This window comes from Vreelandella sp. V005, from assembly GCF_052645115.1.
Map to the genome: position 1 here is coordinate 870607 of NZ_JBQXYA010000001.1, position 18160 is coordinate 888766.

Below are 18160 nucleotides of genomic sequence, written 5' to 3' on the forward strand. Positions count from 1 at the left end.
ATCGTTTTGCAGATCGCTGAAAGCAGCCATTTTGCCAGACACTTTGATGGATTGTCTTACTGATTACGCCTTGCCGAGCAGCCCCTCAAAGAAACTCACCGCATTGGCTTCCAGTCCTTCCAGGTAGTAACCGCCCTCCTGTACCACCAGCGTGGGTACGTTCAGGCTTGCTACCCGGCGGCCAAGTTCAGCAAAACCCGCCGTAGAAACGGCGACCTTGGCTTGGGGATCGAGTTCGTAGATATCGAACCCCAGCGCCAGCACGATGGCGTCCGGTTCGAACAGGCGGATGGCCTGGCAGGCTTCTTCCAGGCGGTCAAAAAACACTGACTCCGCTGAGCCGTGGGGCATCGGTAGGTTGAGGTTATAACCCAGCCCCGCCCCCTGCCCGCGCTCATCTTCGAAGCCGGTTACCGCCGGGTAGAAGTTGGTGGTATCGCCGTGGATCGAGATATACAGCACATCGTCGCGCTGGTAGAAAATTTCCTGAATGCCCTGGCCGTGATGCATATCAGGGTCTAACACCACGATGCGCGGGTAGCGCGCTTTAAGATGCTGGACAGCAATGGAGGCATTGTTGAGGAAACAGAAGCCACCGGCAGAGTCGATACCCGCGTGATGGCCCGGCGGGCGCGATAGCGCATAGGCGAATCGATCACCGGCTAACAAAGCTTCGGCACCAGCGACCGCACTCTGCGCGGACCAGTAAGCAGACTGCCAGGTGTGCTGGCCCACCGGGGCGCTGCCGTCAGCCAGGTAACGACCGGCTTCCGCCAAGATGCCGCGCAGGGCGTTGGGTGAACGTACGAAGATATTGGAGATCACTTCTTCTCCCCAATCTTCACCAAGCGTGTGCCAGCGCCGGTGGGCACTTTCGAGAAAGCGTAGATAGGGCAGCGAGTGCACCGCCCTTAACGGCGCCACGCCATGATCCATGGGAGCCTGAATAGCAAATCCGAGCCGCTGGGCGGCGGCCAGCAGGTGTGTGGCGCGATCAGGCACTTCCTGGGGCGTGCGCATCTTGCCGCGGGAGAAGTAGGTTTGCGGCTGATGCAGACACTGGTCAGCGTGGAAGAAGGTCTTCATCGGCACTATATTCATCAGAACTATCCTTCATCAGAACTATCTCCGGTTTCGCCCACACCCTTCACCACGAATTTGCGTGCAACGCCTATGTGGTAATCAATCGCCTCACGGCATTCGGCAGGGCTGCCGCTATCCAACGCGTCGAGCAGCTTATAGTGACTAGTCGCGATCGTATCGGGGGCTTCATGGGTTTTGGTGATTAGCGTGATACAGAGGCGCAATTCATGGGTGAGGTCGTCGAAGGCACGTAGCAGCCGCTCGTTGCCTGCGTAATGCAGCATCAGGCGGTGAAACTGCAGATCCTCTTCAATCCGACGGGTGCCATCGTTACTGGCGGCCGCTTCACAGAGCACTTCTACCTGCTGCTTGAGCGCGCGCTGGGCTTCCGGCGTATAGCGCTCTGCCAAGCGGTGAATCGCGTGCCTCTCAAGGCATAGTCGCAAATCAAAGACATCTTCGAGTTCAACGGCATTCAACGCGCGAACAAAGAAGCCGCGACGGGGTTTTGATATGAGTAAGCCACGACTTTCCAACAAACGAGCGGCCTCACGCACCGGTGCGCGGCTAACTCCCAAGTCACGGGAAAGCTGTACTTCCGAGAGCCGCTCCCCAGGTAAATAGTGTTGCTGAATAATCGCTTGGGTCAAATAGTCAGCCACCTGCTCGACGAGGTTCTGCTGTTGGATAAAGGGCCTGGGAGCCGCCGATGATAAGGCCATAAAAGTTACTCGTTGGAGATGACACGTTATTTCCAGTATGACGAAAAATACCTCTTTGTCGACGAACGATTGCCGACTGTCGACAGTTTTGCCGCATGCTGCTAAGTTCAAAGTGCAAGGTTCAAAAAGGCCCTCTAATAACCCACAAAACTGGGCCTAACACGCCACGCCTCGCTCGCCTAACGACTACGTAAACCCATTACGTGCTAATAACCGAGGAGCAGGAAACATGAAAAAACCTTTAGCTTTGGCTATTTCCGCTGCAGCATTCGCTTTTACCTCCGCCGCTCTGGCCGATGACCCCAAAGAGGGCGGTGTGGTTAACACCATTATCCAGCCGGAGCCGCCCGGCCTAGTGTTGGGTATGGTTCAGAACGCGCCCACCCGTACCGTGTCGGGCAATATCTATGAAGGCCTGCTGCGCTACTCCACCGACCTAGAACCCATGCCACAGCTGGCAGAGTCGTGGGAGGTCAGCGAGGATGGCCGTACCTACACGTTCCACCTGCGCGAAAACGTTACCTGGCACGATGGTGAAGCCTTCACCGCCGAAGACGTGGTGTTCTCTGCCGATGTGTTCCACCGTGAATTGAACCCCAGTGCCCGCGCCGTGTTGCAGCATGTGGAAAGCATCGAAGCTACTGACGACCACACCGTGGTGTTTACCCTAAAGCAGCCTTTTGGTCCTTTCCTGCTCTCGTTTGAAGCAGGCACGTTTACCATGGTGCCCGAACACCTTTACGCGGGTACCGATTTCCGCAACAACGAACACAATGATCATCCCATTGGCACCGGTCCCTTCAAGTTCGAAAACTGGGAACGCGGCACCGTCATCGAGCTGGTCAAGAACGAGGAGTATTACGAAGAAGGTTTGCCTTACCTGGACGGCGTGAATTGGCACGTTATTCCTGACGGCGCTTCCCGTGCAGTGGCATTCGAGAACGAGACCATTGACGTGTTGCCCAGCGGCACCGTCGAGAACTTCGATATTCCCCGCCTGGCCGAGATGGATAACGTCTGCATGACCGAAGAGGGCCACGAGTACTTTAGCCCCTTTGCCATGCTGTGGATGAACAACCGCGAAGGCCCCACCGCTGATAAACGCTTTCGCCAGGCGGTGATGTACGCCATGGATCGCGAGTTTGCCAAAAATGTTCTGTGGAACGGCCTAGGCAATGTCCCGCTCTCCGCCTTTGGCTCCAATGCGCGCTTCCAGAACGATGACCTGGAACCCTACGACTACAACCCAGACCGCGCCCGCGAGCTGCTGGATGAAATGGGCTACGACGGCGAAGAGATCACCATCCTGCCCCTGCCCTACGGCGAAACCTGGACCCGCTGGGCTGAAGCCGTGCAGCAGAACCTGCGCGAAGTAGGCATCAATGTCGAAACCCAAGCCACCGACGTGGGCGGCTGGAACCAGCGATTGGGCGATTGGGATTACGACCTCGCCTTTACCTATCTCTACCAGTACGGCGACCCGGCGCTGGGCATTTCACGTACCTACCTTTCCGACAACATTGCCAAGGGCTCGCCCTGGAATAACGTGGAAGGCTATGAAAACGAGCGTGTCGACGAACTCTTCAACGAGGCCGCTACGGCCTATCCCGACGAAGAGCGCGAAAAACTTTATCGCGAAGTACAGGAAATCCTCCATGAAGACGTGCCGGTTGGCTGGCTAATGGAGTTGGGCTTCCCGACCCTGTACCGCTGTGATGTGCAGAACCTGGTTACTTCCGGCGTGGGTGTAAACGACGGCTTTAAAGATGCTTGGCTAGATCGCTAAACCCAAGCCACCCAGGTAGCGCGAGCTACCTGGGTTTTTTCGCCATGTCTTGAAGGTATTAGCCAGGAAACGACTTATGGTTTACGCGCGCCTCATTCTGATGCGGCTGTTTAAAGCCGTGATTGTGCTGTTTTTAATCGTTATCTTTAACTTCCTGCTGATTCAGCTGGCCCCCGGCGACCCAGCAGCGATTCTGGCTGGTGAAGCGGGCGCTGCGGATCAGGAGTTCCTCAACCAACTGCGCGAGCGCTTTGGGCTCGACCAGCCGATGTACGTGCAGCTGTGGCACTACGTTTCCGGCATCGCCATGCTTGATTTCGGCTACTCCTACCGGTTGGGCGTTCCTGTTTTTGATCTGATTATGGATCGCTTGCCCGCCACCCTGCTGCTGACCGGCACCGCTTTCGTGCTTTCACTGGTGCTGGGTATCGTGGCGGGCTCCATGGCCGCCGCGCGGGTCAAGAAGCCGTCTGGCTCGCTCATCATGGCGTTGGCGCTGGTGTTCTACGCCACGCCGCTGTTCTGGGTCGCGCTCATGTCGGTGGTGGTGTTTTCCGTCTACCTGGGCTGGCTCCCCGCCTACGGGCTTTACACCGTGGGCGCAGGCCATACGGGGTTTGCGCTGGTGCTTGATGTCGCCCAGCATCTGGTGCTCCCGGCGACCACACTGGCGCTGTTCTTTATGGCGATTTACACCCGCATGACGCGCACATCAATGCTGGATGCCGCTCAGCAGGATTACGTCAAAACCGCCCGTGCCAAAGGCCTAAAGCCCAGCATTATTCAGCGCCGCCATGTGCTGCGAAACGCCCTGCTGCCGATCATCACCTTAGCGGGCCTACAGGCGGGGCAAATGGTCGGCGGCGCAATCCTGACCGAAACCGTGTTTGCCTGGCCGGGCATCGGCCGGTTGATGTTCGAAGCGCTGCAGCAGCGCGACTACAACCTGCTGCTGGGAATTTTCTTCTTCTCGGCGGCGTTGGTCATCGTCTTCAATATCATCACTGATCTGGTCTACAGCCTGGCTGATCCACGTATCAAGAAGGGGGCCGCATGAGCTTTTTCGCACGCTTTGCGCAAAACCGTGGCGCCCTCGTTGGGCTGATCATCCTGCTGCTGATTATCGCCATGGCGATACTGGCACCGTTGCTGTTTCCTGAATCGCCCTGGCGCATGGTCCAGCGACCCTTTTTGCCGCCGCTCTCGCAAGATGGTTTTCCCCTGGGCACCGACACCATGGGTCGCAACGTAGCCTCAGGCTTGATGCACGGCGCTTGGGTGTCGCTGTTGATCGGGCTGGTCTCCACCAGCGTAGCGCTGCTGATTGGCGTTCCCCTGGGAGCTATTGCAGGCTACTACGGCGGCATCATCGATGACGTACTGATGCGCTTTACCGAGTTCTTCCAGACCATCCCCAACTTCGCGCTGGCGATCGTGCTGGTGGCGATTATGCAGCCCAGCATCACCTCGATTGTGCTGGCAATTGCGATTGTCAGCTGGCCGCCGGTGGCCCGTTTGGTGCGCGCAGAGTTCATGTCGCTGCGTAACCGGGAATATGTGGAAGCCGCGCGCCTGGTCGGCCAGTCCAACACCACCATCATTCTGCGTCAGATTCTGCCCAATACGCTGTCGCCAATTATCGTGCTGGCATCGCTCATGGTGGCTACCGCGATTTTGCTGGAGTCGGCGTTGTCGTTCCTCGGTTTGGGCGACCCTAACGTAATGTCCTGGGGCTATATGATCGGCGCAGCGCGCACGGTGATTCGTCAGGCGTGGTGGCTGAGCTTCTTTCCGGGGGTGGCGATTCTGCTCACCGTACTGGCGTTAAATCTCGTCGGTGAAGGGTTAGATGATGCCTTGAATCCCAAACTATCACGCGAGCGCTAAGGACCTTATATGCCTATTACAGAGAATCCATCGGCTGACACCGTCCTCAGCATTCGCGACCTGAACATTGCGCTGCCCAAAGGGGCGGATCGCGCCTTGGCGGTGGAGGACGTTAGCTACGACGTGAAGCGCGGGGAGATCATGTGCGTGGTGGGTGAGTCCGGTTCCGGCAAATCGATGGCCGCCAACGCCGTGATGGGGCTGCTACCCAAGGGCGTAAACGCCACCCAGGGCGAAATACTGTTCGAGGGACAGGACTTGCTTGCCCTGACGGAAAAGCAGCACCGCGCCCTGCGGGGCCTGAAAATCGGCATGATCTTTCAGGAGCCAATGACCGCCCTTAACCCACTGATGCGGGTGGGCGCACAGATTGCCGAGGTGTTCGAGGCCCACGGCCAGCTCACCACCAAGGAGCGCCAGACCCGCGCGCTTGAGCTATTGATCGAAGTGGGTATCCCACAGCCGGAGAAGGCCATTCGCGCCTATCCGTTCGAGCTTTCCGGCGGCCAGCGCCAGCGGGTGATGATCGCCATGGCGCTAGCGCTGGAGCCTATTCTGCTGATTGCCGATGAGCCCACCACAGCGCTGGATGTCACCACGCAAGCGCAGATTCTGGAACTGATACGTGATCTTCAGCAGCGGCGCGGCATGTCAGTGATGTTTATTACCCATGACTTTGGCGTGGTAGCCGAAATCGCCAATCGCGTTTGCGTCATGCGCCACGGCAAGATCGTCGAATTGGGGGATGCCAAGCCGGTGCTTGAGAATCCTCAAGACGCCTATACCCAAGCGCTGATTGCCGCGATTCCCAGTAACGCGGTGCCGCCCCACCGGGAGACCAGCCAGGTCGCCCCACTGCTGGAGATCAAGCAGCTCAATAAGGTCTTTCGCTCTCGGGGCGGCTGGCTCAAACCTGCCCGGGAAGTGCATGCGCTTAACGATGTTTCGCTCACGCTGGCTCGGGGTGAAACGGTGGGGATTGTCGGTGAGTCTGGTTCTGGAAAATCCACCCTTGGGCGCTGCGTGGTGCGTTTGGAACACCCCGACAGCGGCGAGCTGCTGCTAGACGGCGTCAACCTTTCCCAGCTCAAAGGCGATGCGCTGCGCCGAGAACGCCACCGGGTACAGATGATCTTCCAAGATCCTTACGCCTCCCTCAACCCCCGCACCAAAGTGGGCATGGCAATCGCCCAGGGGCCGATTGCCAATGGCACACCCAAGGCCACGGCGCTTAAACAGGCGGGCGAGTTGCTCGACATGGTGGGCTTGGGGGCCAGCGCCGTGGAGCGCTTTCCCCACGAGTTTTCCGGCGGCCAGCGTCAGCGTATCGGCATTGCCCGAGCGCTGGCGCTCAACCCCGAGCTGATCGTTGCAGACGAAGCCGTATCAGCGTTGGATGTGTCGATCCAGGCCCAGGTACTGGAACTGTTGGAAGAGTTGAAACAGAGGCTCTCGCTTTCATTGCTGTTCATCACCCACGACCTGCGCGTCGCCGCGCATATCTGCGACCGTATTGTGGTGATGCAGCATGGTCGCATTGTCGAGCAGGGCAGCGCCGAGCAGATTTTTCTCGCCCCTCGAGAGGCGTATACCCAAGAACTGCTCAAGGCGATTCCCGGCCGCGAAGCGCCCGTGGCGGCGACAGCATAAGTTTGCAGAGCAGGCTTTCAAAAGTGAGTTTAACGAATGGACAAGATAGGCTAAGGAAGACACATGCAAATAACTCTGGAGGCGCTGCGCGCCATTGTTGGCCCGGCACATGTATTGACCGGCGACGATGTGCATAGCCGCCGCGTGGACTGGATGACCGGCGCGCCCTGCCAGGCAGGCGCCATTGTTCGCCCGGCAGATACCGAGCAGGTCGCTGCCGTGATGCGTGCCTGCCATGAGGTGCAGCAACCGGTGGTGACGCACGGCGGACTCACCGGCCTTGTTCACGGCGCAGAAGCCAGCCCGGATGAACTGGTGATCTCTCTAGAACGGCTAACCGCCATTGAGGAGATAGACCAAGTGGGCGGCACCCTCACCGTACAGGCCGGGGCACCGCTGCAACGGGTTCAGGAAGCCGCGAAAGAGGTCGGCCTGCAGTTTCCGCTGGACCTGGGTGCTCGGGGTAGTTGCACCATTGGCGGCAATATCGCTACCAACGCTGGCGGCGTTCGGGTGATTCGTTACGGCATGATGCGACAACAGGTACTTGGCCTGGAGGCCGTGATGGTCGATGGCCGCGTGGTCAGCTCCATGAACCGCATGCTGAAGAACAATGCCGGGTTCGATTTAAAGCAGCTATTCATCGGCAGCGAAGGCACACTGGGCATTGTGACCCGCGCAGTGCTGCGCCTTCAGCCACCTACCCCTAGCGAGCAAACGGCATTGGTGGCCTGCCCTTCGTTTGAGGCGTTAACCGGGCTGCTCAGCCATATGGGTAAATCGCTCGGCGGCAGCCTGGGTGCGTTTGAAGTGATGTGGCAGAACCACTATCGGCTACTCACCGAAACGCTGGGACGCCACACCCCGCCGATTGCCACCGAGCATCCCTTTTATGTGATCATTGATTCCCTGGGCAGCGACGCGGAGCGCAATGCCACTCAGTTTAGCGAAGCATTAGAAAGCGCGCTTGAGAGCGAGCTGATTGTCGATGCGGTGATTGCCCAGTCGACGACCCAGCGCGATGGACTTTGGGCGATTCGTGAAGATATCGAGGGACTGGTCAAGGGCCTTGCGCCGGTACTTACCTTCGATGTCAGTCTGCCGATTGCCGATATGCAGCGCTACACCGATGCCTTGGAAGCGCAGCTAACCCAGCGCTGGGCAGAGGCGCGCCTGGTGGTGTTTGGCCACCTAGGCGATGGCAACCTGCATATTTCCGTTAGCGTGGGAAGCGCTGAATTAGAGGTGCGCCGTGAAGTGGAAGCGATGGTCTATCAACCGCTGGCAGCACTTGGCGGCTCAGTCTCCGCCGAGCACGGCATTGGGCTGGAAAAGCGCCCCTGGCTGAGTACCTGCCGCTCCAGCGCCGAGATCGCACTGATGAATACACTCAAGCAGGCGCTCGATCCGCTTAATCTGTTAAATCCCGGTAAAGTGCTTTAAATAAAGGTGCTTTAAATAAACGGGCTACGTTAATCGTTAATACTGATTTGAAAATCGTTTTTAGGAATCGTTATGCCTTCTCAAAGCACGCCCCGTTATCCCAATCACTTACTGAGTGAAGGCCCTGTTAATCCGTTTCCGGGCATTAAGGTACTGGAGCGTCGACTTGGTCGGAAGATTCCCCACCGGCTGGGTTCTAACGAAGGCCTGGACATGCCCCACCGCGCCCTACGCGACCACTTTGGCGACGCCCTGGCCGAACACGTTTACTGCTACGGCGATTCCGAAGCGCTGGGGGTGCGCCAACGTCTGAGTGCGCAGCAGGGTATTGCGCTGGAAACGATACTGGTAGATGCCGGTGCCGATAGCTTAATCGCTCTGGCCCTGCGCACTACCTGCGAACCGGGCGAAACCGTGGTGAGCACTGCAGGCACCTACCCCACCTTGGGCTATTTCGCCAAAGGCCAGGGCTGCCGCCTGATTGAACCTAGCTATGTTGAGGCGCCCGGCGTGCTGGCCCCCGATCTGGAAGCGCTTATTACAGCGGCGCATCAAGAAAACGCGCGGCTGGTGTATCTGGCCAACCCGGATAACCCCAGTGGTCACTTACATAGCGACAGCGCCATCCTCAAGCTGCGCGAGGCGCTGCCCGACACCTGCTGGCTAATGTTAGACGAAGCCTACGGAGATTTCCGCGATGACGCGGGTAGCGAGTTTGCTGCCAAAGCCATACCGGGGGTGATTCGCCTACGCACGCTCTCCAAGGCTCACGGGCTGGCGGGTCTGCGCATTGGCTACGCCATCGCCGACCCCGAGGTGCTAGCGATGATGATGAAGGTGCGCATTCACTACGCTGTATCGTCGTTGACCCTGGCCGCTGCGGAAGTGGTGCTCGATCACCCTGACGAGGTGAACCAGCATGTCACTGATGTAAAAGCTCGCCGTGGGCAGTTGACTGAGCACTTTCGCGCACTGGGTGCTGATGTGCTGCCCAGCGCTACTAACTTTATCGGCATTCGCCTGCCCAGCGCCGAACTCGCCGCCGAGGTACATCAGCAACTGCTCGAAGAAGGTGTATTAGTCACGCGCCTGACACACCCAGAGCTTGCCAATGTGATACGTATTACGGCGGTACAAGCAGCGCTGGAGCCGGGAAGATTGGCGGCCCTCGAACAGGCTATTAAGGCTTAAGCCGACGTTAACCAATGCCTGAAATTATCCAGCTCGCCGCGCACCGCCTGACGATATAAGCCCTGCAGTTGCGCCGTCACGCTGTCTTGGCTGATGGGTTCGTTGGCGGGTGGTGCACCCGCGCGTCCACCAATGCGGCGGCCATCCAGCTCGCGAAGCGGGAGTATTTCGGCGGCGGTGCCGGTTAAGAACGCTTCATCAGCGGTGTAGAGTTCATCACGGGTAATCCGCCGCTCGCGCACTTCGATGCCCAACACTTTTTGCGCCAGTTGAATCACGCTATCCCGGGTAATGCCTTGCAGGCACGAGGTCACTTCAGGTGTATGCAACACGCCATCGCGTAGCAAGAAGACATTGGCCGCCGAGGCTTCGGCTACATAGCCTTCCGGGTCGAGCATGATGGTTTCATCGAACCCGGCCTTGATTGCGGTATTCAGTGCCAATATCGAGTTAACGTAGTGACCGTTGGTTTTCGCCCGGCAGAGGCTGATATTGACGTGATGGCGCGACCAGGAAGAGGTCAGCGCGCGCAAGCCGTGGGTGGCGGCCTGGGGTGAAATGTAGGGGCCTAGATCCCAGGCGGCCACCATCACGTGAGTAGTCAGTCCCTGGGCGCGCAGCCCCATGCCTTCCGCACCAAAAAACACGGTAGGTTTCAGGTAGGCATTGCTCAGGCCGTTTTTGGTCAGGCACTCGCGCTGAGCATTGATTAGCTCCGCTTCACTAAACGACAGCGGCATATCCAGCGAATGGGCGCTTTCTGCCAAGCGGCGGGTATGTTCAGCAGCACGAAATAGATGCGTGCCGCTAGGGCCAGCGTAAGCGCGTACACCCTCAAAACAGCCCATGCCGTAGTGCAGCGTATGGGTGAAGACATGCACCTTGGCCTCGCGCCACTCCAGCCATTCACCGTCGTGCCAAATCCAGCCATCGCGGTCATAAAGCGGTGTCATTGTTTGCGTTGCTCCCACTGTTGGCACCAGTCATCTATCAATGACTGCTGGTGCGGTTGCAGGGCCTGATAGCCCCAAGCAGCAATTTCATCGTTTTGCGGGTCGGGCACAGCAATCTGACTATCTGCCATCGTCTGGATCACTGCGTGGCCGCAGATCGGTACGTAACCTTCTGAATAACCGCCTTCATGTATGAATACCAACTTGCCATCCCAGCAGCGCTCAGCCAGCGCTTTTAGCTGAGCGGTCATGTCGGCGAAGGCCTGGCTGTTGAGCAACATTTTGCCTAAGGGGTCTTTGGCGCAGGCATCAAAACCGCACGCCACCACGATCAGGTCAGGCTTGAACGCCTCCAGTGCGGGCAACACCAGCTTCTCCATGGCGTAGGCGTAGGCACCCAGGCCACAGCCCGGTGGCAGCGGCAGGTTGAGATTGGCACCCAGGCCTGCGCCTTCGCCCTGCTCGTCAAAGCCGCCAGTTTCCAACGGGTAGTTGGCCGCTTGATGCATCGAAACGGTCAACACATCGGGCTCGTTATAAAACGCCGCCTGCTGACCGTTGCCGTGGTGAACATCCCAATCGAGTACCGCCACGCGGTTAACCTGCCCTAAGGCGCGGGCGCGCATGACCGCCACAGGAATATTACCCAGCAGGCAGAATCCACGGCCCTGGTCGGCTTCGGCATGATGCCCCGGCGGGCGGCATAGGGCGTAGGCATTGCTCACCTCGCCCAGCACCACGGCTTCCACGGCGGCAACAGCTAACCCTGCGGAGTGCGTGGCCGCCGCCCAACTGCCGGGCATATAAGGGGCGCAGTCGCCGCCGTTGCCACCGCGTGCTCGATCCCCTGCCTGGAGCTTGTCTAAATAGCGTGGCGTGTGAAAGCGCAGCAAGTCGTCAAGCGTCGCAGCAGGAGGCTTCACCACGTGAAGCTCGTCGATCAACCCACTCACTTCAAGAATGTTTTTCAGACGTCGTTTGCTCTCCGGGCTTTCCGAGGCGGCCTGGGGCTGCAAGTACTCGCCCGGCGCGGAGAACACGCCTATCGCGCCCTGGTCGTGCCAGAAGCAGCGTTCGTGCCAATAGAAACCGGTTCTGCTCATGCCGTAAAACCTTGCATAAAGGCGGTCAGGTTGGCACTTAGGTGTTCAGTGGGATAGCCGCCTTCTTGCACAATCACCATGGGCAGCGAAAGCGCCGCCAATCTTTTACCTACTTCAACAAACGCCTCTGTTTCTACTTTGAGCCCTGCCAACGGGTCATCTTTATGGGCATCCAACCCCAGCGCTACCACCACGGCACCCGGCTCATAACGTTGCAGGTGATCAATCAGAACCGCCAGGGCATCGAGATAAACGTCGCCATCACTGCCTACCGGCAGGGGCAGATTAACATTGGTTCCAACGCCTTCATCGCTACCCTCTTCCTCTGCACCGCCCCAGAAAAACGGGTAAAAGTCGCTAGGGTCAGCGTGCAGTGAGCCTGTCCAAACATCGCTACGATGATAGAAAATATCCTGGGTACCGTTGCCGTGGTGCAGGTCCACATCGATGATCGCGACTTTGCCGTAGCGTTCACGCAGCACGGTCGCCGCCAGTGCTGAATTATTCAGCAGGCAAAAGCCCCCGGCGCGCTCCGGCCCAGCATGGTGACCCGGCGGGCGGCACAGCGCGTAGGCCGTTGGGGCGCCATTAAGCACTTCTTCAGCCGCCGCTTCCGCCGTCGCCGCGGAGGCTAAAGCGCCTTGAAAGCTCGTCGCACTCAGCGGGCAGGCCATATCGTGCAGATGCCAGCCCGATTGCCCAATAGGGTGGCGCGGGTAGTGGTGGCCACCCCCGCAGGGGTGAATATTGGGTGCCACAAACTCAGACGCGTTAGGCAACGCCTGCCATCGGGCGTAAATGGTGTCCAGAAACGTTAGGTAGCGCGGCGTATGAATCTGTTCCAGGCGCTTACGCAGCGTAGGCGAGTCGGCATCTTTAGGTGTGCTCAGCGTCAGCCCTGAACGGGCAAGCCCTTGGGTCAGCAGCTCTGCGCGCACCGGGCCTTCCGGCGACGGCACGGGCTGGCCGCGTAGCAGGAAGGTAGGCGGCGCATGCAACGCCTGGTCAGGGTGATAAAAACATTTCATGGGTCGCAATCCTTAGCTAGTCAGAGCAGTGACGGGATCCAGGTAGAGAGCACTGGGAACGCCGCCAGCAATACAATCACCACCAGAAACGAGACGTAAAACGGCAGCGATGCCACGATTGCCCGTTCGTAGGGCACCTCGGCGATGCGCGCGGCGGTCATCAGCGTCATCCCCACCGGCGGTGTCACATTGGAGATATTGAGTACCACAATCATCAAGATCGCGAAGTGCAGCGGGTCAAACCCTAGCTGAATCATCGCTGGCACCAGCACCGGCGCAATGACCACCAGGGCAGGCAGCACATCCATTACAGTACCGATCATCAAGAGTAGCAAACACACTAGCATCAACTGCAAAAAGGCAACATCGCTGAAGGTGGTGATGATGCTGGCGGCATCTCTGGCGATGCCCGACCGGGTAACGAACCAGCCCAGTACTGCCGAGGTTGCCAACAGAAAAAACACCACACCCGAAAAACGAACCGTGGTGACCAGCGCATCCCAAATTTTGCGCCAGGTCAGGTTGCGGTAGAACACGACGCCAATCACGATAGCGTAAACTGCCGCAAAGCCCGAGGCTTCCGTGATCGTCGTGAGCCCCGAGAGAATGCCGCCAAGTATGATCAGCGGCACCACCAGCGCGGGCAGCGCCAGCACAAACGACATCACCGCCATCTTAAACGGCGTCGGCGCCTGTTTCGGGTAGTTGCGCTTCCAGGCCAAAAAGAAGCTGACGCCCAGCAGCGCCAGCGCCATCAACAGGCCGGGAATAATGCCACCGGCAAACAGGTCAATCACCGATATATCCCGCAGTAGGGTGGCGTAGACCACCATTACCACGCTGGGTGGAATGATCGGCCCGATGATCGATGAACAGGCGGTGACCGCCGCGGCGTATTCGGCATCGTAACCCTGCTTTTTCATCTCGGGGATCATGATTTTGCCGATGGCGACGGTATCGGTGACCGCCGCGCCGGTGAGACCGGCAAAAAACACCGAGACCGAGATATTCACGTGAGAAAGCGACCCGCGCACCCGGCCAAACAGCGCATTGTTGAACGCAATCAGTTTGTGGGTCAGCCCGCCCTGGTTCATCAACTCCGCAGTGAAAATAAAGTAAGGCACGGCAATCAGTAGAAAGCCGGAAACGCCGGAGAACATGCGGTCGGCAATAATGCCAAGCATACGCTCGCCGCCCATCGCAAAGCCACCCGCTAGCCCCGACATGGCCATCACCACGGCCACCGGCGCGCCGATAAATAGCAGCACGATAAACGCAATAATCGCAGGGGTCATGAGCGGCGCTCCCGATCAGAGGTGTCGATGAGTTCGCCAATCATGTCCTGCTCATCAATGAAGTGTTCCAACAGAGCAAAGCCGTGCACCAAGTGCAACAGGATGATGACGCCGCTTAGAGGCACCACAATAGCGGTGACTTTACTGGGAACGCGGATCTGATCGGAGACCATGTAGACCTGGGTGGCGCTGATAAAGTAGTCCCAGCCATACCAGGTCAGCATCAGTGCAAACAGGCCAATCACCGCCAGGCAGAGCCCGGCCGCCACCTGCACCATCACACGTGGCAAGCTGCGAACCAGCAGGGTCATGGCGACGTGTTCGCCATAGCGCAACGAAATCGTCATGGAAAGAAAGCCGATCCAGGGCAGAAACAGCCGCGCCAGCGAGTAGGTCCAGCTCAGCGCGCTACCGGTCATCAGCTTGTAGATAAACGCGGTGAACGAGATGCCCAGCATCGCCAGGATACAGCCCACACACACCACGATGGCTACCTGATTGACGAGGTCGCTCACGCGGCGCAAAGGAGTTAACACACCCATGGTTTTTCCTCACGCTGGGGCTTCACATCGCCCCAGCGTTTATCGTTCGCTAACCGTTATTGGCCTGGTTCTTTTTATCCACAGTTTTATTGACCATAAATGCGGTAGTCGTCTTCTGCCAATTGCTGGCCGACACGCTCGACTTCATCCAGCAGCCCCTGCACTCGGGCTTCGTCCATGCCGAAGTCATCGACGATCCACGCCTGCCAAGCGGGCCGCGCAATCTCTGCCATCCGCTCACGCTCTGCGTCAGGCATTAAGTAGCACTCCTCGAAGCGCTCGCAGGACTCCACCCAGCTGGCGGTAGCCAAGGCGCCTGACATGCCGTGACTCAGTTGAATGGCTTCACGTGCGGAGCTAATCACCGCCTGCTGATGTTCCTCTGGCAGCGACTGGTACCAGGACTCGCTGACGACCCAAGGGGCGCTGTTATACACATGCCCGGTAAGCGTGGTGTAGTCGGTGACCGCATCGAAGTTGAAAGTGGTGTTGAGCACCGGCGCATTGAACTGACCATCGGCCAAGCCGGTTTCCAGTGCGGTGATGAGCTCACCCCAGGGCAGCGGCGTAGCAGAAGCGCCTAGCGAGCGCATAATCGCCACGTGGGCGGGATTCTCTTCGGTACGGATATTGAGGCCTTCTAAATCTTCGACGGTCTCGATCAAACGCACGTTATTAGTGAAGGCGACAAAACCACCGCCATCGTCGAAGGTGCCCAAATAACGCATATCGGCGGCTTCGACGGTGCCGGACATAAAGTCAGCGAACCATTCGCTGTCAAAGAAGCTCCACGCCTGGCGCCAGTTGGTAAACAGGAAGGGCGCCGTAACGACTTGGTAGTCTTCGTAGAAGGAGGACATCGCCCCCGCCGACATGATCGTTGACTGTAGCGTACGCCCGCCCTGCACTTCCGAGCCGTTTTCCACCTCAGAACCGAGCTGGCCGCCACCGAAGATGGTGACCTCCAGATCTCCATCGGTGCGCGCCTCTACCAAGTTTTTGAAGTGCACCAGCGCCGGATAGATTTCGTTATTGCTCATATCCTCGGGCAGTTGCGTGGCAATCACCATTTCATAGGATTGCGCTTGCGCATTAGCGCTGGCAATAGCTAGCGGAATTGCTGCCAAAGCGGCGAAAAGTACAGATTTTTTAGCATTCATAACACACCTCGTTTTGATTATTGGTCGGTCTTCGTTATGAGTGGCGGTGCTACCCACCGGGCAGCGATGTCATTGTTGTTTTAGAAATCGTTTTAGAAAGCGTTATGGCTGTTCGGGCAAGGACTCCCAGATTTCAATGGCAGCGGCCAGATCTTCAAGCGAAGCGCCTACCGATTTGAATAGCGTGATGGCCTCCGGCCCAGAGCGCCCCGACTTGGCCCCGTTTAGCACCTCGGCAAGCTCCGCCTGAATCTGCTCGAACTGAAACTCGCCCTCTTCAATGGCTTGCAGAATATCGCCCGCTTCGCCTTTGGAACCGGCGTAGGTATCCACAAACACCTCTGAGCGACGCAGACACAACGCATCTGTTTCACGCATTTGGGGACGAAACGCGCCGATTAGGTCCAGGTGAGTGCCCGGTGACAGCCACTCGCCCTTAATCAGCGGCTGGGTAGAGAGCGTTACGCAGCTAATAATGTCCGCTTCAGCGACAGCATCCACCAACTGCTCCACTACATGGGTTTCGAAGCGTTCGGCGTACTCGTCGGCAATCGCTGCCGCTTTACTGGGATTACGGCCCCAAATCAGCACGCGCTTGATGGGGCGCACGCTGGCGTGAGCCTCGATCACCATGGGCGCCAACTTACCGGTGCCCACCACTAGCAGCGTTTCCGCGTTTTCATTCGCCAACGCTTGGGCGGCCAGCGCGGAGGCGGCCGCGGTGCGGCGCCGGGTTAACTCGCTGCCATCGATACAGGCCAACGGCTGGCCGTGCTTACCTTCACTGAGCAAATAGAGCCCGGAGATCGCCGGGATACCGTGGTCGGCGTTTTGCGGAAACACGTTGACCATTTTCACGCCGATATAGCCCGCCGCTTCCCAGGCGGGCATGAGCAACATGGTGGCTTCGCCATCGGGACGGTGCATAGCGTGGTGATGGCGGGGAGGAGACTCCACGCCGTTCACGAACGTTGCCTGCAGCCGCTGGATCAAGCCGCCCCAGCTCAGGTAACGAGCGACCTCTTCGGCAGAAACAACCCGCATATCAGGCCTCCGGCAGCGCGGCGATCACCATGATTTCCACCTTCCACTCAGGCTTGGCGAGCTGGGCTTCAAGCGCGGCACGCACCGGCGGGCGACCAGGCACGACCCAGGCATCCCAGGCAGCGTTCATTTGATCGAATTCCGCCATACTGGTGACCCAGATTTGCGCTGAAATCAGGTGCTCTTTGGTGGTACCTGCCTGGGCGAGCAGTTGATCGATACGCGCCAATACCTGTTCGGTCTGGCCACGCATATCGGCGGTGGCATCGGCAGGCACTTGGCCAGCGAGATAAACGGTACCGTTGTGAACCGCTACTTGGCTCATGCGTGCATTGCTGTCTTGGTAGGTAACGCTCATGAAGTCTCTCCTTGGAAGGTGTCCCTTAAGAGACTAAAGCGCAGAGCCGCAAATTACTTGCCCCAAACTCTGGCAAGTTTGCCCGTAAGTCATGCAGGGATTGTCAGGAAGCGCCTAACGGGTGCGATGCCTACCGATCCGAGGAAGGGGAAATGTCAAAATAGCGGCGGTAAGCGCGGGAAAAGCTGCCTTGATCGCGAAAGCCCACCAGCATGGCAATATGCCCCAAGCTGAGCGCGCTGTGGCGAACGAGCGTGCGGGCGTGCTCAAGGCGCCTGCGCTGCACATAAGCCAGCGGCGTTACGCCGGTCAGTTCGCGAAAGCAGGTGTGGAAGTGGCCAGGGCTGAGCGCGCACAGCGCGGCCAGCTGTTCCACCCGAATTTCATCGGCCAAGTGTTGATCCAACCAAGCATCCAGGCGGGCCAGATCGAGGCGTTCACTGATGCAGTGCTGGCCCAACTGGCCCACCGCGGCGGGTGTGGCGTCGTGCAGGTACATGGTTAGCGCACGCAGCAGCAGAATGGCGATTTCATTTTGCAGCGCGGGGCACTGCTCGAGCTGGTTCGCCAGGGCGTGGGTCAGTTGGTTTAACGCGGGCGGCACGCTGAAAAAGCGCGGCCTATCAAACAGGCGCTCGATCTCGCTGCCCTTTTCAAGCGACGCCAACTGCGCAACGGGAATATCCAACACCAAGGTGCGGTTACTGCCATCGCCCTGGTACTCGTGATGGCGCGACGACGGAATCAGACACCCACGACGAGCGGTGACCCGCTCCCCCTGACCTTCCATCGAAAGCTCCGTTACGCCACACGTGGCCAGAATCAGTTGATGGAAGTCGTGGGTATGGGCCACCTCCTCTTGGGCTAAATTGCGGCTATGCAGCTCAAAGAAAGCCATGGTGGAATACCGTCTGT

Annotated in this window: 17 protein-coding genes; 6 read left to right on the forward strand and 11 right to left on the reverse strand. The window is 58.5% G+C overall.

Going from position 1 to position 18160, the window contains the following annotated elements; genetic code table 11:
- Positions 1-63 precede the first annotated feature (63 nt).
- Both ACUN8H_RS03980 and ACUN8H_RS03985 read right to left on the reverse strand, forming a co-directional pair.
- Complete coding sequence (locus ACUN8H_RS03980) at positions 64-1086, reverse strand: histone deacetylase family protein (protein ID WP_445531078.1); 1023 nt, start codon at positions 1084-1086, stop codon at positions 64-66.
- Between the two features lie 20 nt (positions 1087-1106).
- Positions 1107-1805 carry a GntR family transcriptional regulator gene (locus ACUN8H_RS03985; RefSeq protein WP_445530857.1) on the reverse strand — a complete coding sequence of 233 codons (699 nt, stop codon included), beginning with the start codon at positions 1803-1805 and terminating at the stop codon, positions 1107-1109.
- A 229-nt stretch (positions 1806-2034) separates the two neighbouring features.
- Between ACUN8H_RS03985 and ACUN8H_RS03990 the strand changes: the two genes are divergently transcribed.
- The 6 genes from ACUN8H_RS03990 (at position 2035) to ACUN8H_RS04015 (ending at position 9762) form a co-directional block, all read left to right on the forward strand.
- Positions 2035-3591, forward strand: coding sequence for an ABC transporter substrate-binding protein (locus ACUN8H_RS03990; RefSeq protein ID WP_445530858.1), 1557 nt, complete (start codon positions 2035-2037; stop codon positions 3589-3591).
- Between the two features lie 76 nt (positions 3592-3667).
- Positions 3668-4648: an ABC transporter permease gene (locus tag ACUN8H_RS03995; RefSeq protein WP_445530859.1), complete on the forward strand. Its 981-nt coding sequence runs from the start codon at positions 3668-3670 to the stop codon at positions 4646-4648.
- Positions 4645-5478 (forward strand): ABC transporter permease, encoded by an 834-nt coding sequence (locus ACUN8H_RS04000; protein ID WP_008959734.1) that lies wholly within the window; start codon positions 4645-4647, stop codon positions 5476-5478. The genes ACUN8H_RS03995 and ACUN8H_RS04000 overlap by 4 nt, the downstream gene beginning before the upstream one ends.
- A gap of 9 nt (positions 5479-5487) precedes the next feature.
- Positions 5488-7128 carry an ABC transporter ATP-binding protein gene (locus ACUN8H_RS04005; protein WP_445530860.1) on the forward strand — a complete coding sequence of 547 codons (1641 nt, stop codon included), beginning with the start codon at positions 5488-5490 and terminating at the stop codon, positions 7126-7128.
- Between the two features lie 63 nt (positions 7129-7191).
- The gene (locus tag ACUN8H_RS04010; RefSeq protein WP_445530861.1) at positions 7192-8571 is read left to right on the forward strand and encodes an FAD-binding oxidoreductase; all 1380 of its coding nucleotides are present in this window, start codon (positions 7192-7194) and stop codon (positions 8569-8571) included.
- A gap of 72 nt (positions 8572-8643) precedes the next feature.
- Positions 8644-9762 (forward strand): pyridoxal phosphate-dependent aminotransferase, encoded by a 1119-nt coding sequence (locus ACUN8H_RS04015; RefSeq protein WP_445530862.1) that lies wholly within the window; start codon positions 8644-8646, stop codon positions 9760-9762.
- Here ACUN8H_RS04015 and ACUN8H_RS04020 read toward each other — a convergent pair.
- The 9 genes from ACUN8H_RS04020 to ACUN8H_RS04060 all read right to left on the reverse strand — a co-directional run bounded on the left by ACUN8H_RS04020 (position 9759) and on the right by ACUN8H_RS04060 (position 18143).
- Positions 9759-10715 carry a branched-chain amino acid transaminase gene (locus tag ACUN8H_RS04020; RefSeq protein WP_445530863.1) on the reverse strand — a complete coding sequence of 319 codons (957 nt, stop codon included), beginning with the start codon at positions 10713-10715 and terminating at the stop codon, positions 9759-9761. The two genes, ACUN8H_RS04015 and ACUN8H_RS04020, sit on opposite strands and share 4 nt — an antisense overlap.
- A complete protein-coding gene (locus ACUN8H_RS04025; RefSeq protein WP_445530864.1) occupies positions 10712-11818 on the reverse strand; it encodes a class II histone deacetylase in 1107 nt (368 codons plus the stop codon). Before ACUN8H_RS04025 ends, ACUN8H_RS04020 begins: the two co-directional genes overlap by 4 nt.
- Positions 11815-12846, reverse strand: coding sequence for a histone deacetylase family protein (locus ACUN8H_RS04030; RefSeq protein WP_445530865.1), 1032 nt, complete (start codon positions 12844-12846; stop codon positions 11815-11817). The genes ACUN8H_RS04025 and ACUN8H_RS04030 overlap by 4 nt, the downstream gene beginning before the upstream one ends.
- 20 nt (positions 12847-12866) lie before the next feature.
- Positions 12867-14141: a TRAP transporter large permease gene (locus ACUN8H_RS04035; protein WP_445530866.1), complete on the reverse strand. Its 1275-nt coding sequence runs from the start codon at positions 14139-14141 to the stop codon at positions 12867-12869.
- Positions 14138-14683 carry a TRAP transporter small permease gene (locus tag ACUN8H_RS04040; protein WP_445530867.1) on the reverse strand — a complete coding sequence of 182 codons (546 nt, stop codon included), beginning with the start codon at positions 14681-14683 and terminating at the stop codon, positions 14138-14140. Before ACUN8H_RS04040 ends, ACUN8H_RS04035 begins: the two co-directional genes overlap by 4 nt.
- Positions 14684-14769: 86 nt before the next feature.
- Positions 14770-15843 carry a TRAP transporter substrate-binding protein DctP gene (gene dctP, locus ACUN8H_RS04045; RefSeq protein ID WP_445530868.1) on the reverse strand — a complete coding sequence of 358 codons (1074 nt, stop codon included), beginning with the start codon at positions 15841-15843 and terminating at the stop codon, positions 14770-14772.
- 102 nt (positions 15844-15945) lie between these two features.
- Entirely contained in the window at positions 15946-16887 is a 942-nt protein-coding gene (locus tag ACUN8H_RS04050; RefSeq protein ID WP_445530869.1) for an ornithine cyclodeaminase family protein, read from the reverse strand.
- Between the two features lies 1 nt (position 16888).
- A complete protein-coding gene (locus ACUN8H_RS04055) occupies positions 16889-17245 on the reverse strand; it encodes a RidA family protein (RefSeq protein WP_290698490.1) in 357 nt (118 codons plus the stop codon).
- Positions 17246-17375: 130 nt separating this feature from the next.
- Positions 17376-18143: an AraC family transcriptional regulator gene (locus ACUN8H_RS04060; RefSeq protein ID WP_445530870.1), complete on the reverse strand. Its 768-nt coding sequence runs from the start codon at positions 18141-18143 to the stop codon at positions 17376-17378.
- Between the last annotated feature and the right edge of the window lie 17 nt (positions 18144-18160).